14 protein-coding genes and 1 tRNA gene are annotated in these 15468 nt (G+C 43.7%); 6 read left to right on the top strand and 9 right to left on the bottom strand.

The genetic code is table 11. The features are described from left to right. Nucleotides 1-35: 35 nt before the first annotated feature. The 5 genes from BM176_RS08055 to BM176_RS08035 all read right to left on the bottom strand — a co-directional run bounded on the left by BM176_RS08055 (nucleotide 36) and on the right by BM176_RS08035 (nucleotide 8943). Nucleotides 36-1883, bottom strand: coding sequence for an amidophosphoribosyltransferase (locus tag BM176_RS08055; RefSeq protein WP_090101374.1), 1848 nt, complete (start codon nucleotides 1881-1883; stop codon nucleotides 36-38). Between the two features lie 119 nt (nucleotides 1884-2002). Next, a complete protein-coding gene (locus BM176_RS08050) occupies nucleotides 2003-3391 on the bottom strand; it encodes a peptidylprolyl isomerase (protein WP_090101372.1) in 1389 nt (462 codons plus the stop codon). Nucleotides 3392-3479: 88 nt separating this feature from the next. Continuing rightward, on the bottom strand, nucleotides 3480-7076 hold the full coding sequence (infB, locus tag BM176_RS08045) for a translation initiation factor IF-2 (protein ID WP_090101370.1): 3597 nt from the start codon (nucleotides 7074-7076) through the stop codon (nucleotides 3480-3482). Nucleotides 7077-7202: 126 nt separating this feature from the next. After that, nucleotides 7203-8456 carry a transcription termination factor NusA gene (gene nusA, locus BM176_RS08040; protein ID WP_090101368.1) on the bottom strand — a complete coding sequence of 418 codons (1254 nt, stop codon included), beginning with the start codon at nucleotides 8454-8456 and terminating at the stop codon, nucleotides 7203-7205. Nucleotides 8457-8478: 22 nt separating this feature from the next. After that, nucleotides 8479-8943 carry an LSm family protein gene (locus BM176_RS08035; protein ID WP_090101366.1) on the bottom strand — a complete coding sequence of 155 codons (465 nt, stop codon included), beginning with the start codon at nucleotides 8941-8943 and terminating at the stop codon, nucleotides 8479-8481. A 186-nt stretch (nucleotides 8944-9129) separates the two neighbouring features. Here BM176_RS08035 and BM176_RS08030 point away from each other — a divergent pair, with 186 nt between their 5' ends. The 3 genes from BM176_RS08030 (at nucleotide 9130) to BM176_RS08020 (ending at nucleotide 10183) form a co-directional block, all read left to right on the top strand. Continuing rightward, on the top strand, nucleotides 9130-9447 hold the full coding sequence (locus BM176_RS08030; protein ID WP_177230327.1) for a DUF2752 domain-containing protein: 318 nt from the start codon (nucleotides 9130-9132) through the stop codon (nucleotides 9445-9447). Further along, complete coding sequence (locus BM176_RS08025; protein ID WP_090101364.1) at nucleotides 9444-9797, top strand: TM2 domain-containing protein; 354 nt, start codon at nucleotides 9444-9446, stop codon at nucleotides 9795-9797. Before BM176_RS08030 ends, BM176_RS08025 begins: the two co-directional genes overlap by 4 nt. A 137-nt stretch (nucleotides 9798-9934) precedes the next feature. Next, nucleotides 9935-10183 (top strand): hypothetical protein, encoded by a 249-nt coding sequence (locus BM176_RS08020; RefSeq protein ID WP_090101362.1) that lies wholly within the window; start codon nucleotides 9935-9937, stop codon nucleotides 10181-10183. 3 nt (nucleotides 10184-10186) lie between these two features. On the opposite strand, the gene BM176_RS08015 is transcribed toward BM176_RS08020, so the two are convergent. Next, the gene (locus BM176_RS08015; RefSeq protein WP_090101360.1) at nucleotides 10187-10801 is read right to left on the bottom strand and encodes an HAD family hydrolase; all 615 of its coding nucleotides are present in this window, start codon (nucleotides 10799-10801) and stop codon (nucleotides 10187-10189) included. A gap of 154 nt (nucleotides 10802-10955) precedes the next feature. Between BM176_RS08015 and BM176_RS08010 the strand changes: the two genes are divergently transcribed. Then, nucleotides 10956-11029, top strand: a tRNA-Ile gene (locus BM176_RS08010). Nucleotides 11030-11108: 79 nt separating this feature from the next. Then, complete coding sequence (gene tmk, locus BM176_RS08005) at nucleotides 11109-11801, top strand: dTMP kinase (RefSeq protein ID WP_090101358.1); 693 nt, start codon at nucleotides 11109-11111, stop codon at nucleotides 11799-11801. Nucleotides 11802-11997: 196 nt separating this feature from the next. On the opposite strand, the gene BM176_RS08000 is transcribed toward tmk, so the two are convergent. Continuing rightward, nucleotides 11998-13104: an esterase-like activity of phytase family protein gene (locus tag BM176_RS08000; protein ID WP_090101357.1), complete on the bottom strand. Its 1107-nt coding sequence runs from the start codon at nucleotides 13102-13104 to the stop codon at nucleotides 11998-12000. Between the two features lie 217 nt (nucleotides 13105-13321). After that, nucleotides 13322-13474: a lmo0937 family membrane protein gene (locus BM176_RS32130; protein WP_143097749.1), complete on the bottom strand. Its 153-nt coding sequence runs from the start codon at nucleotides 13472-13474 to the stop codon at nucleotides 13322-13324. 344 nt (nucleotides 13475-13818) lie between these two features. On the opposite strand from BM176_RS32130, the gene BM176_RS07995 reads away from it, so the two are divergent. Continuing rightward, entirely contained in the window at nucleotides 13819-14286 is a 468-nt protein-coding gene (locus BM176_RS07995) for a ferritin-like domain-containing protein (protein ID WP_090101355.1), read from the top strand. 66 nt (nucleotides 14287-14352) lie between these two features. On the opposite strand, the gene thiH is transcribed toward BM176_RS07995, so the two are convergent. Continuing rightward, a complete protein-coding gene (gene thiH / locus BM176_RS07990) occupies nucleotides 14353-15462 on the bottom strand; it encodes a 2-iminoacetate synthase ThiH (protein ID WP_090101353.1) in 1110 nt (369 codons plus the stop codon). Nucleotides 15463-15468 lie beyond the last annotated feature (6 nt).

Below are 15468 nucleotides of genomic sequence, written 5' to 3'. Positions count from 1 at the left end.
ATATTAAGGACCTGCCAAAGGCTGGGTCGTATCAATTAATATCCTCTTTCATTCTTGCCTTCCATATAGTTCATGAAAGCCTTATTCACCACACGGTTACCTCCCGGAGTAGGATAGTTACCGGTAAAGTACCAGTCGCCTGTATTATTGGGACATGATTTATGCAGGCTTTCTATGGATTGATATATCACATCCACCTTGGCACTAATACCTGTTGGGGTGATGATCTGAGCAATCTTGGCAGAAATCTCTTCAGTAGTAAAAGGTTTGTAGATGTTACGTACCACGTTCTGTGCATGTAAGGTATTGGTGCGTTGCAGTTCCATACAGAGGCCATATGCTTCCTGCAGAATATGTTCTTTTCCATGATCTTTAAGCAGGGAGATGGCGGCCTGGAAGGCAACAAAATCGCCCATCTTACTCATGTCAATACCATAACAGTCTGGATAACGGATTTGCGGAGCGGAAGAAACAACAATGATTCTTTTTGGGCCTAGTCGATCGAGCATTTTGATAATACTTTCCCGCAGGGTGGTACCGCGAACGATAGAATCGTCTATTACAACCAGGGTATCGATACCTGGACGTACAGTGCCGTAAGTAATGTCGTATACGTGCTGTACCATTTCATTACGGCCGGTATCTGCCGAAATAAAGGTGCGCATTTTTACATCCTTGATGGCGATCTTATCAATGCGCACACGACGGTTGATCATTTCCGTGAGCTTCTCTTCATCGAAGTCTTTGCCCCAGGAAGAGATACGTTCAATCTTAATTTTATTCAGATAATCCTCCAGTCCTTTTATCATTCCATAGAATGCTATTTCAGCCGTATTGGGGATAAAGGAGAAGATGGTATTACGAAGGTCGTTATCAATATTCTTCAGGATCGTTTCAGACAGGTTCTGACCAAGTGCATGACGTTCCTTGTAGATCTTTTCATCGTTACCACGTGAAAAATAGATCCTTTCAAAGCTACAGGCGCGGCGCTCTTTAGGCGCCAGGATCTGTTCTATACTGTATTCTCCGTTTTCTTTTACGATGAGTGCATTCCCTGGCATGAGTTCATGCACTTCATTTTCGCCCACATTAAAAGCGGTACGGATGGCAGCACGTTCAGAAGCGGCTACAATCACATCATCATTAACATAGTAGTATGAAGGGCGGATACCATGGGCATCGCGGATTACGAAAGAGTCTCCGGTACCTAAAAGACCGCATACATGATAACCTCCGTCAAACATAGAGAACGCCTGTTGCAGAATCTGTTTCACATCCAGGCCATTGGTTCTTTCTTCATCTGCCTTACACAGGAAGTGGTGTACTACTTCCAGCATGGCGGCAAGATCGCTGTTCTTATGAGTTTCTCCCGGCTGTACGTCTACGAACTTGAATAGTTCATCAGCATTTACCAGGTTAAAGTTGCCGGCAATTGCCAGGTTGCGTGCGGGAATGGTATTGTATCGTACAAAAGGATGGCAGAGTTCTACATTGTTTCTGCCCTGGGTTGCGTAGCGGAGATGCCCCAGCAGAAGTTCGCCCAGAAAGCGCATATGCCCTTTCATCAGGCCGGGGTACTTAGTGATTTCAGGCTGGTATTTCTCTATCTCGTCTATCTCGTCCTTCACCTTCGCAAAGATATCACCGATTGCCTGTGTTGCGCTGCTACGGAGACGTTGCATGAAAGGAACGCCTGGTTCTGTATTCAATTTCACTGTTGCGATTCCTGCTCCGTCCTGTCCCCTGTTATGCTGTTTTTCCATCAACAGATACAGCTTATTGAGGCCGTAGAAAACCGTTCCGTATTGTTGTTGGTAATAAGAAAACGGTTTTCTTAATCTTATAAATGCTAAACCGCATTCATGCTTTATGGCATCACTCATCCCTATAGAATTGAAGGCGCAAAGTTACGTGTAAAAAGCCGAAAAAGCCTAAAGTTCATGTTTAAAAGAAAATCCCCGGTATGTGTATACCGGGGATTAATTATATATGAACTTATGTTTTATTGTTTTGCTATGCTCTCCATCCATTTGGCGATATGGTTGCACTGTTTGAATTCATCATCCACATGAATGTAATAAGTGGGGATCTTTTCCTTCAACCATTTGTCGCGCGACTCTTCCTGTTTGATCTGCAGGGTACGTTGCTGAATACGGGCATAATCATCTGTCATATTCTCACGGTGAGGCTGGGTACGTGTTTTCAGGAAAATAAGGCGACAACCCAGGTTACCTTTTTCGTCTGTATATTGAACAGGTTTGGATAATCCGCCTGGTTTCAGGGAGTCCAGCATCAATACGATGTTTCTTTCAGAAGGGTCATCCAGCTGATCGATAGTGATTAGTGTACTACCATTCATTTTGTTTTGCAGCATACCTCCATCAAACTTCGCCATGGGTGCATCGCTGTATTTGGTAACCGCTTCTGCAAAGGTGTACTTGTTAGACATCACATTGGCACGGATAGTATCCAGTTTGTTCATTGCCTGGGTAATATCCGAGCGGGTAATATTGGGTTTAAGCAGAATATGCTGAATAGTTACGTTATCTCCCTGACGTTTAATACATTGAATCAGGTGGTAGCCGAACTGCGTTTTTATGGGATTGGAGATCTCATTTTCTTTCAGACGGAATGAAGCCGCGAGAAAGTCTGCGTCCCATTGCTTATCGTTCCGGTTCAGGATATATACACCCTTATTTTCCTTAGCACCTGGGTCTTCTGAGTATAAGATGGCCAGTCTGCTAAAGTCGTTGGTCTTATCCTGTACCTGTTTTTTGAAATCCATGAGGCGGCTGATGGAATATTGCTCCATTTCGTGGGTAGCCTTAGGGAGGAGGATGAGCTGACCTATTTCCAGTTCTGATTCGTAGAAGTGAAGGCTATCAGGAGGAATTCCATCGAAGTATTTCTTTACTTCGGAGGGAGTCACTTTTACCGTTCCGGTAATTTTATCCTGCATTGCTTTTGCCAGCAGCCCTTCTTTGATAGGCTGACGGAAACGTTCACGCAGCTGGTAAATAGAATACCCGGTTACTTCTTTCATTTTCTCACGGGTACCGTACAGCTCTTCGAAATAGCGGATACGGTTTTCTATCTGACCGTCTACGTCTGCATCGCTAACGGGCAAACTATCCCGTTCTGCCTGCATAACCATTACTTTCTGCGCAATAATCTGTTCCATGATCAGGCAGGAGGCATTGGGAGGTATAGTATTATCGGGAGTATTACGTTGCAGGTTTACCATTTCCCCTTCCACATCTGATCTTAACACGATTTTGTCCCCTACTATGGCAGCTATTTTGTCCGCCACCATTTTCTTCTGCGGAGCTTGTGCAGTAACTACCTGAGAAAGCAGTAATGCGCCAGCAGAAATTGCCAATATTTTATTCATAATAACTCTAGTGCAGTGAATTTCAAAAGTAACCAAAAAATAAGCCGCGTAATAGCGGCTTATTTTTTTAACAAAAGTTTATGCTGTTTTACAGTGTTCTCTTTACTTCTACTTCTTCGAATGCTTCAACGATATCGCCTACGTGGAGGTCGCTGTAGTTCCTGATGCTCAGACCGCATTCCATGTTGGATGCAACTTCTTTCACATCTTCCTTGTAGCGTTTCAGAGAGCCCAGATCGCCTGTGTAGATTACGATACCATCACGTACCAGATTTACACGGTTGTTACGGGCAATCTTACCATCCAGTACGAAGCAACCAGCAACGGTAACCTTGTCGAAGCGGTAGGTTTCGCGAACTTCTACGTTAGCGATAACTTTCTTCTCGATCTTCGGTTCAAGCATACCTTCCATTGCGCTCTTCAGTTCGTCGATAGCGTCGTAGATGATGGAGTAAGTACGGATCTCGATGTTCTCTTTCTCTGCCAGTTTGGAGGCCTGAGAAGAAGGACGTACCTGGAAGCCGATGATGATCGCATCTGAAGCGGTAGCCAGCAATACGTCGGATTCTGTGATCTGACCAACTGCCTTGTGTACAACGCTCACCACGATTTCTTCAGCAGACAGTTTCTGCAGGGAGTCACTCAATGCTTCTACAGAACCATCAAAGTCACCCTTGATGATCAGGTTCAGCTGTTTAAAGTTACCCAGAGCAAGACGGCGTCCGATTTCATCCAGCGTAATGTGTTTCTTGGTACGGATACCCTGTTCACGGATAATCTGTGCACGGCGGGTAGCCATTTCTTTCGCTTCTGATTCGTCTTCAAACATCCTGAACTTTTCACCAGCCTGAGGAGCACCGTTCAGACCCAGTACCTGTACAGGTGCTGAAGGTCCTGCCGATTCAACACGCTGACCGCGTTCATTGAACATTGCTTTGATCTTACCGAAGTGAGAGCCGGAGGCGATGGTATCTCCCTGGTGGAGGGTACCTGCCTGAACCAGCAGAGTGGCTACATAACCACGTCCTTTATCCAGTGATGCTTCAATTACGCTACCGGAAGCTTCCCTGTTTGGGTTTGCTTTCAGTTCAAGTAACTCAGCTTCCAACAATATTTTTTCCAGCAGGATATCTATGTTTAAACCGCTCTTGGCAGAAATTTCCTGGCTCTGGTATTTACCACCCCAGTCTTCCACCAGCAGGTTCATACCAGCCAGCTGTTCTTTGATCTTTTCAGGATTAGCGCCTTCCTTATCAATCTTGTTGATGGCGAATACCATTGGCAGACCTGCTGCCTGTGAGTGAGAGATCGCTTCTTTTGTCTGTGGCATGATTGCATCATCCGCAGCTACTACGATAATGGCGATATCCGCTACTTTGGCACCACGGGCACGCATCGCTGTAAACGCTTCGTGACCTGGAGTATCCAGGAAGGTGACACGTTTTCCTGTAGCGGTAGTTACCTGGTAAGCACCAATGTGCTGGGTAATACCCCCGGCCTCACCGGATACCACATTTGCGCTACGGATATAATCGAGCAAGGAGGTTTTACCATGGTCTACGTGACCCATGATGGTCACAATAGGTGCTCTTGGTATGAGATCTTCCTCATTATCAACTATTTCCTCTTCATCTATATCATCGGCATCATCCACACCAATGAATTCTACTTCGTATCCAAACTCACCGGCAACCAGTTCTATTACTTCCGCATCAAGGCGTTGATTAATAGATACCATGATACCGAGGCCCATACATTTGGAGATTACTTCTGCGAAGCTTACATCCATCAGATTGGCCAGTTCACTTACAGAAACGAATTCTGTAACCTGGAGTTTGTTGCCATCAGCACCCTGATTAGCCATTTGCTCTGCGAGCTCATGACGTTTTTCACGGCGTTGTTTGGCTTTAGTATTTTTACCACGGTTACCCCCACCACTCATTTTGGCCATGGTTTCCTTGATCTTATTCTGGATTTCGTTCTTATCGATTTCTTTATCCTCAGGCCTTCTGTCGCGGTTACCACCGTAAGTACTACCTGTGGTTGGTCTGTTACCAAATCCACCTGGTCTGTTACCACCTGGTCCACCACCAGATCTGTTACCGCCTGGTCCACCTGGTCTGCCGCCACCACCTTGATGGCCGCCTGGTCCACCTGGTCTGTTGCCACCTGGTCTGTTTTCACGATTCGGTGCAGCATGTGGTCTGCTTGGTCCGGCAGGTTTGTTGCTGTTAGCATCACCACCTCCGCGGTTTCCACCAGCGCCGGCAGCTCTGTTGTGGTCCCTGTTAAAGTCACGGTTACCCGGACCACGGTTACCACCACCTTCATGACCGCCTTTATGACCGGTATGACCAGCACCACCCTCGTTTGGCTGGATAGGTTCTGGTTTCTTTTCTACGATGATACGCTTGCGTTTGCGTTTATCATCGCGGTCATTATTATTGTTGTTACCGCCACCGCCGCGATTGAAATTGTTATTCCCTTTATTTTCGCGGGGATGTCTGTCGGTATGTACCGGCAGCTCAATCTTACCGATGACTTTGGGTCCGGTAAGCTTTTCTGCCTGTATGTTTTCAATAACGGCATTACCGCCATTATCATCTTGGTCTGATGCAATTGCTGCTGCAACTTCCTCCATATGCTTTGCGGCCGGTTTTTGTGCGGGTTCTTTCGCTGCTACCGGTTCTTTTGTTTTATCCTGAGCGATGGCTGTTTTCTCAGCTACCGGCGCCTGCTTCTCTTCCGCAGCTTTAACGGCTGGTTTTTCTGCAGCAGGTGCAATAACTTTTTCTGTCTGTATGGGCTGTACAGGTTTCACTTCCGGTTCTGCAGGTTTCACTGCTTCTACCGGGCGTTGTTGTTGTACAGGAGGTTGCGCTTGCACAACGGGTTCCTTAACAGGTTCTTTTTCTTTTGCCACGGGTGCTACAGGAGCAACAGGGGCTATTGGAGCCACAGGAGTTACAGGTGGTTCCGGTTGTTTGGCAACCGGTTTTTCTTCCTGTTCCTGCTTTTTGGCAACCGGAGGAGGAGGTTTTTTGTGCTTGTTAAGCGCATCCAGGTCAATTGTGGCAACCACTTTGGGGCCATTGATTCTGGGAGCATCCGTCTTGATCACTTCGGGAGCCTGGGCTTCCGGTTGTGATGGAACGATAGGGGCTTTTTCAACAACAGGTGGTTGAGGAGCAGGTGGTTCTTTCTTTACCTCTTCTGCTTTCACAGGAGGTACTACCGCTGCCACAACTGGTTCAGGTTTAGGCTCGGGCTTTGGTTCAGGCTTAGGCTCCGGTTTTGGTTCGGGTTTTGGCTCTGCTTTAGGCTCGGGCTTTGGTTCTGGTTTGAGTTCGGGTTTTGGTTCCACTGCTGCCGGGGATGTGGGCTCCGTTTCCTTCTTTTTGGCTGCTGCTGCCTCTGCTTCTTCCTTCTCTTTCTTCTTCATTGCATCTAACACGCTTCCTTTAGGCAGGGCTATCTGATCGCTTTTGCGTTTATTAGCCTTATCCTGTTGGAATTCAGATTGCAGGGCTACATACATCTGAGAAGTCAGGCGTGCGTTGGGTGAACCAAAGCCCCCCATATCATAGCCTTTATTAGCAAGGAAATCTATCAGTGTTTCCTTACCAATATTGAACTCCTTGGCTGCAGCCAGCAATCGTGGCGTGTTGTTTGTTACTTCAGGCATATTGTAATCTCGGGCCTCCCCATTTTTCCCGTTAGCTAACGGGACTCCGTTTTTTAACAATTAACAATAACTAAAAAATATTTCCTGTCAAGTAAGCCCACATCCTGGGGAAGTTGCGGTGTGGCCTTACTCTTTATCCTTATCAAATTCTTCCTGTAATATTCTTCTAATATCTTTTACTGTTTCTTCTTCCAGATCAGAACGGCGAACCAGTTCTTCTACTGTCAGGTCCAGCACACTACGCGCAGTATCACAACCAATGCGTTTAAGTTCATCCAGCACCCACTCTTCAATTTCGTCAGAGAATTCTTCCAGGTCAATATCAAATTCTGTTTGTTCCTGTTCTTCATCGCGGAACACATCTATTTCATATCCTGTCAATTCGCAGGCCAGTTTAATATTTACACCTTTTTTACCGATAGCCAGGGATACCTGGTCTGCCTTAAGGTAAACAGAAGCATATTTATTCTCATTATCCACTTCCATACGGCTAATTCTTGCAGGCGTCAGTGCGCGCTGTATCAGCAGTTGAATGTTAGCAGTGTAATTGATGATATCTATGTTCTCGTTGCGCAGCTCACGAACAATACCATGGATGCGGCTTCCTTTCATACCAACACAGGCACCTACAGGGTCTATGCGGTCATCATAGGATTCTACAGCCACTTTGGCTCTTTCTCCGGGTTCGCGTACGATTTTCTTAATTACAATAAGGCCGTCAAAGATCTCGGGAACCTCAATTTCCAGCAATTTCGCCAGGAAGGTAGGATGGGTGCGGGAGAGGATGATTAGTGGTGCGTTATTTTTCATTTCCACTTTCTTCACTACAGCCCTTACATTTTCCCCTTTCTTGAAATAATCGGTAGGAATTTGTTCAGATTTAGGTAAAATTAACTCATTCCTTTCATCATCAAGCAATAAAACTTCTTTTTTCCATACCTGATAAACTTCACCGGTTACAATTTCACCTACTCTATCTGCGTATTTCTTAACCAGAATGTTCTTTTTCAGATCACCAATACGGGCAGAAAGTGTTTGCTTAGCAGCCAGTATGGCCCTGCGACCAAAATCCTGGATTTCCACTTCTTCGTACAGATCTTCACCTACCTGGTAATCTGGTTCTACTAAAATGGCTTCAGAATAAGCAATCTGGGCATTATCATCTTCTACTTCTCCATCAGTCACAATTGTCCTGCGGCGTAAAATTTCCAGATCACCCTTCTCAGTATTTACAATCACGTCAAAATTCTCATCAGAGCCATACTTCTTACGAAGAAGCGTTTTAAACACATCTTCCAATACCTTCATCAAGGTAGGGCGGTCAATGTTCTCCGCCTCCTTAAACTCCGTGAATGACTCAATCAGGTTAATACTTGCCATGTTTCGATTATATTATTATATTTTAAAACACGATGCACACCATAGTGTGCTTTATTTCGCTTAAATTAATTTCCGTTGTTATTTTTTCTTTCTTCTTACCCACTGTTTCTTCAATAGTGATCTTCTCCTCTGTAGCTGCCAGCAGCTGACCCTCCTTTTCAGTGCCGTCCAGTAGAGTCACAGCTACTTTCCTGCCAATATTTTTGAGATACTGACGGTTGAGTTTAAGTGGCTCATCTAATCCGGGAGAAGAAACTTCCAGGGAGAAATCATTGTCAGGAAAAAGGTTTGCACCTTCCAGTCTGGGGTATAAATTGCGATTGAAGGCTACAAGCTTCTCCACAGGCACACCATTGTCACCATCTACAAAAAGCTTGATATTATTAGTGGGTTTAATCCGCACGTCTACCACAAAATATTCCGGGTAAGGGGCCAGCATCTCTGCTGCCAGATCCCGGATGTTTATTAAAACATGTTCGTTTGCCATATAAAAAAACGAGAAGGGGACAGTCCAGTCCCCTTCAATTGAATCATTTTCCTACATGCAAAATTAGGAATTTATTTTAATCCAAAAACTATTTCTTTAACTTGTACTAAATAATTTAATATATCCAAAGCCCCAAGCTTCAAAGATTAGAAAAGATTTTAATAAACTCACGCCCCCTCCAGCAATATGCAAATTAAACCATACATACAACACCTTCATATAGAATTGTTCATATGGCCAACTGCGTTAGTATTGTTGTATTTTATGGATCCTCACGCTTCAAACGACAAAAGCTTTTGCCTGCTGAAGCAAATCGGAATTCCCTGGTGTCCGGGGTGTGGAATGGGGCATTCTATCAATTATCTCCTCCATGGACAGTGGATGGCTTCCCTGAAAAGTCATCCTTTGGGTGGATTTGCCGTGATCATCTTATTATACAGAACAATTCAACTTGGACAATTACAGATACAGTCTTTCACAGAACTAAAAAAACGCCTCACATGACAGATTTTGCCTTACTGCCAGGTATTGAACAAGAAGAGCTTCTTTGGCTACAGGAACTTACCAAAAACTACGATAAGGAAACAACCCTGCGCTTTCTGGCTCTTTATCAGTCCCGCCGCCAGGACCCACAAACGATTCTGATCTGCTGCCTTATTGGACTGCTCGGAACAGCTGGGATCCACCGTTTCCTGTTAAAACAGGTAGGAATGGGTATTCTGTACTTTCTTACAGTGGGTTTCTGTTTAATAGGCACCATTGTAGATGCTGTTAACTATCGCAAGCTTACCTGGGAGTTTAATAAAAAAGCGGCAATAGAGGCTAGTTCTTTATCGGAGCTTAAAAAATATTAACGGCATGATCAATTGCAGACTATTCTCATATATAGAGTGTTAGTCTGCAATTGATGTATATTATTACGCTGTTAAAGAAAACTTAAAATCTACCTGTTTTTCGGCCCTCGTAGCTGATTAACTGCTACATTTGCTCTATGCTTAAGATCATTTTCTACACATTCATATTCTGGCTGCTGTACAAGCTGATATTCGATTTTATCGTTCCTGTATACCAGTCCACAAAACAGGTTCGCCGCCAAATGGGGGATCTCCAGGACCGTATGCGCCAGCAATACCAGGAGCAGCAACAGCAACAGGCTGCCAGTGCTCAGAGACCACAGGCATCTGCCTCTGCTAAAAAAGCAGATAACAGTGATTACCTGGATTTCGAGGAGGTTAAATAATCATTATCTGAAAATATCTGCTATAGTTTTAGGTGGCAGCAGGTGAATTGTTTCAAGTCCTACCAGTTTCGCTCCTTCTATATTTGGCAACGTATCGTCAATAAATAACGTTTCGGAAGGATTTAGCCCATTTTCTTCCAGTACTAGCTGATACGCTTCCTTTTCCGGTTTCCGTAGGCCAATCAGGTGTGAATAATAAGTTTTGTCAAAAAATTCGGCAAGAGATGGAATACCTCTGCTTTGCTGCAGGATATTATTAAACGCCTCCAGGTGAATAGCATTGGTGTTGCTTAACAGGTACAAGCTATAATGCTGCCGCAGTTGTTGAAGAATCTGCAAACGCCGTAAAGGGAAGTCCAGCAGCATCGCATTCCAGGCATCCGTGATCTGTTGATCTGTCGTTCCTGAGGGCGCATGTCTTTTCATCTCGGTGAAAAAGTCTTCCTTTTCTATCTTACCGGTTTCCAGGTCATCAAATAAGCTGGATAACGTAAACTGGTTATACAGACTGGTAAAATCTTTAACGCCTAATGCTTCAAATGCCTGGTAGGTAAGCTTGTAATTGATGTTTAGAATAACGCCACCCAGATCGAAAATAATATGCTTAATACCTTTCATAATGAATATCTGCTATGATGAGAAAGCACAAATTTATATGTCTGAAAGAAAAAATTATAAATTGGTTGGTTAATTGAAGAAAAAATAATTAATTTTGCCCTCCCCTGAAAAGGGTACCCACGAAAGTGTCAATATATTTGTTCTGCAAAGAACAGGTCCTATAGCTCAGTTGGTTAGAGCACCTGACTCATAATCAGGGGGTCCCTGGATCATGCCCAGGTGGGACCACACAAAATTAAGAAGGCTGTCTCAAAAGAACGAGACGGCCTTTTTTATGTTACCTCTTTTTCAGTTTAACTGATCCCACATGGAGATAAAAAGCAAATTCATCGCTGTTGAAGGTCTGGATGGCGCTGGTAAGTCTACTCAGATCGCATTACTCACAGAATATTTTAATGCACGTGGCATTGAAACAAGATTCGTTCATTTTCCCCGGCACCAGGAAGGCGTATTCGGGGAACTGATCGCAAAATTTCTGCGTGGCGACTTTGGGGATGTAAAACAAGTGCATCCGCAACTGGTAGCATTGCTCTTTGCAGAAGACAGGAAAGCATTTGCTCAAACAATCAATGATTGGCAGGCAAATGGCCATGTGGTGCTGGTAGACAGATACGTATTATCAAACATAGCTTTTCAGTGCGCCAAGCTGAAAACAGAAGCAGAGAAAAAAGAACTGAGGGAGTGGATCAATATGTTCGAATATGAGCATAACAATATTCCACGGCCAGATCTGTCTTTTTATCTGGATGTTCCCTTTTCTTTTACAGAACAAGCACTCACGGAAAGACGCTCCGGAGAAGACAGAAAGTATCTCAACGGAAAAGAAGATATCCATGAAAAAGATTTCTCATTGCAACTGGCCGTAAAGCATGAATATGAAGTGCTGGCAGATTCAGATGATACTATTACGAAGATCACCTGCTATAACGAAGATAATAAGATGAAATCTGTGGCAGATATCCATGCTGCTATCATCACATGTATAGAGCGCATTATCTGAGAGGAGTCGTTATCTGAGGGAAAGATCTGACAAGTGAAAGAAAAGATATAATCTCAGGGATTAATAATATTAATATTGTAATAAAGTTGGCATAAGTTATTACACGTGATCTCTAATTGTTATAACAATCTATAACAAACAAATAGCAATTCCAACTTTACTGTATTTCGTATCAGAGATAGATAAAAAAGCATTATTACTCTACTTCGAAAAGATAGAATTGCATCTCTTCTTCTGCTGAAAAATTATTATCTGCAACAAAGATTATGCTTCTGTGGCCATTCGGCAAACGAGGTCCAAAGGTCATACCCTCCACATTATCCACATAAGTATGCAAACTGTCAAAGTTGAACAAAGGAGTTTTCTTTACAGGTGTAAATACCTTTGTTGCCTGCAGGGAATGAATATTGCTGACATCTGTGGCATGGTCCAGATTAGCTACAAATAACCGGATAGTACAATCTTTCGTTCCTATAGAAAATGAACGTTCCATAATCAGCAGCTGAGTGTCTGATAATACAAGGATGTCTGAAATACCGTTGGTATAAAATTTATCCGCAGGTACGGGACGATGTGCTACAGGTGCAAGTTTGTAGGCAAACTGTGCTACCGGCTGGCGGGTATGCAGATCGTATTTGAGAATACGGATATAGGCAGTAGTATCTGTAAATCCGGCACGCGGTCCATCTTCATAACGGGGTTCTTCCAGACTCACAAACAAATAACGGCCATCAGATGTAAATCCCAATCCTTCAAAGGTACCGTTGCGACGAGGACCGGCATTAGTTGCCTGCATCCGGAACAGGGAAGGAATGGCAAAGGAATCTGTGAAATAGCCGTTTTTATTTATTTCATACACACCGGGATCTTTCAATATTGTGTCTTTATCACTGACAATCCGCTCGCCCTCACTACTCCAGATAAGCTTACCGGTATGTGGATTGTAACGCATTGCTTCCGGATCCGGAGCCATATTTTTCGTACCTGGATATACGTTACCATTATTCATGCGCAATGAAGTGACAGAAGTAAATACAATACTGTCTCCTGTTAAAGGAATACGGGCAGTGTAAAATCTCGCGGATTGTTTTTCAGATCGATCGTCACAAATGAGATAATATACCTTTCTGGCAGTATCGTAATCAATACCCGATAATCCTCCTACGGTAGTACCATTGAAGGAAAGGTTATAAGGTACTATATACTTATGGATAAACCGGAGTTGCGAAACAGCAGGAGTAGTTGTTTTATGGGTTACACTGCAACCGGTAAGCAGGATGCAGAACAGCCAATATTTTTTCATATACGCAAAGTTGTTACCTGCGTGCAAATGTAATGAATACAATATAAGAATACCCCGGTGGTTAAAAACAATTGTGACGACGACCTTACTTTTTTGAGGGAGATAAGTGGGGTTCGGGGATAATAAATATTATATAAAAAAGGATAACCAATTGCAGATTTTGATTATAATTTGCAATTGGTTATCCAGTTAAAATAATCAGCTTTGGGGGCTAAATTCAGACCGCCCTGCCGCGTATAATATTTATTAGAATAGCGATGATAGCTAATACCAGCAGTGCATGAATCAAACCACCTGCAGAATAAACGAATACACCCAAAACCCATCCAATAACGAGAATAATTGCGATCAAATACAGTAAGCTATTCATGTCAAAAAGATTTGGTTATTAATAGTATTTAAAAATCTATGCCAGATACAAAGCAGCCTTGATATAATCAGGCTATAAAGCAGGGTTGTAAGCATTTATGCCGGATTACGGGCCTGTTGCGGTCAATCCGGAATGTCTCGGGAAGAGCAGATGGGTGGGGAAGGGATTCCCCATAAGGTGTATAAACATGTAAGAATTATTGATATTAAGCGCTGTAAACGCGTGCCGGAACAGATGTTTATAACTGGACGTATTTTTGGGAATCAGTTAGAAGAAGTATCTTAAGAGACTGTTTGGCCCCAATGAGCAGTTTCATTCATCACTATAATAAAATTTTAATACACATGCAACACAATGAAAAACTAGTGGAAGCCCTAAGCGACCTCGTTAAAATCAATAACGACCGCATTGAAGGATATCAGAAAGCCATTGAACAGACAGAGGAAGTTGACCTGAGAGCATTGTTTCAACGAATGGCAGACGAAAGCAAAACCTATACGGAACAATTAAATGCGGAATTAACGCAAGGTGGAGATAATATTGAAAGGAATACAACTATCTACGGACGGTTATACCGTACCTGGATGGATATAAAGGCCACCTTTACCGGAAAGAGCCGCTATGCTATTCTTGCTGCATGTGAATATGGCGAAGATGCCGCACAAAGAACATATGAAGACGCCTTACGCTCAGATATATCAATGCCTTATAGTGTACGTGAACTGATTGCAAATCAGAAGAGCGCGCTCAAAAGTTCTCACGATACTATTAAGACCTACAGAGACCTTGAGAAAGCAGTTAATGGTCAGTGATGGATTTAGGTTAGGGTACCCTTAAAAAAGGGTACCCCACTTTATACCAATATCATCAAAGTGTTTTCAGAAACCTGCATCCCAGTCTTTCCATACAGGCTCATAACCTTGTTCCCGCAGCATTCCGGCAATAGCTGAAGCCGCACGCTCATCTGAAATCTCAAACTGTTCAAGAGAAGAAACTGCGGCTGCATAACCTCCGGGATTTGTTTTGGATCCAGCACTTAAAGCAGTGATCCCTAATTTTACTACGTTGTCACGAAAGCGGGCCGATTCACGGGTAGAAAGGCTTAATTCCACCTCCTGATCCAACAACCGGTATGCGCAAATCAGTTGTACCAGCTCTCTGTCGTTCATCTCCACTTTAGGAGGTAATCCTCCCGAGCATGGGCGTAAGCGTGGAAAAGAAAGGCTATACTTTGTTTGCCAGTAAGTTCGTTCCAGGTACTGCAGGTGCAGCGCTGTAAAGAAACTATCCGTACGCCAGTCTTCCAGCCCGATCAATACCCCCAGCCCTATTTTATGAATCCCCGCCCGTCCCAATCTGTCCGGGGTTTCAAGCCGGTAATCAAAGTTCGATTTACGTCCTTTGGGATGATGGAGCTTATAATCTTCCCGGTGATATGTTTCCTGGTATACCAATACTGCATGGAGTCCTTGGGGAATCAATTCTTTATATTCGGCTTCATCCATAGGCTGCACTTCCATAGAGATATTAGCAAAGTGTGGGCGTATCAGTTGCAGTGCCTGTTTGAAGTAATCCACTCCCACAGTCTGGCTGGCTTCTCCTGTTACCAGCAATACATGATCGTATCCCATTTTTTTTATGGCAGCTACTTCCTGCAGTATCTCTGAATGATCCAATGTTTTCCTGCTGATCTTGTTATCCAGACTAAAGCCGCAGTAAGTACAAATATTCTGACACTCATTGCTGAGATACAGGGGGATGTATAACTGCATGGTATTGCCAAAGCGTTGCTGTGTCAGCTGGCGGCTCAGTTGTGCCATTTGCTCCAGGTAAGGCAATGCAGCAGGAGATAACAGCGCCTTGAAATCTTCCAGGGTACGCTTGTGTGTATGTAAGGCCTGCTCCACATCTGCTGTTGTTTTGGCATAAATGCTTTCTTTTATCTCATTCCAGTTATACTGATCAAAGATGTTTTTGAAACTTGACATAAGTTG

Source organism: Chitinophaga sp. CF118 (genome assembly GCF_900112615.1).
In the GTDB taxonomy this organism is placed as follows: domain Bacteria; phylum Bacteroidota; class Bacteroidia; order Chitinophagales; family Chitinophagaceae; genus Chitinophaga.
The sequence above is the reverse complement of the archived record's forward strand: the minus strand, read 5'-3'. Positions and strand labels throughout refer to the sequence as shown.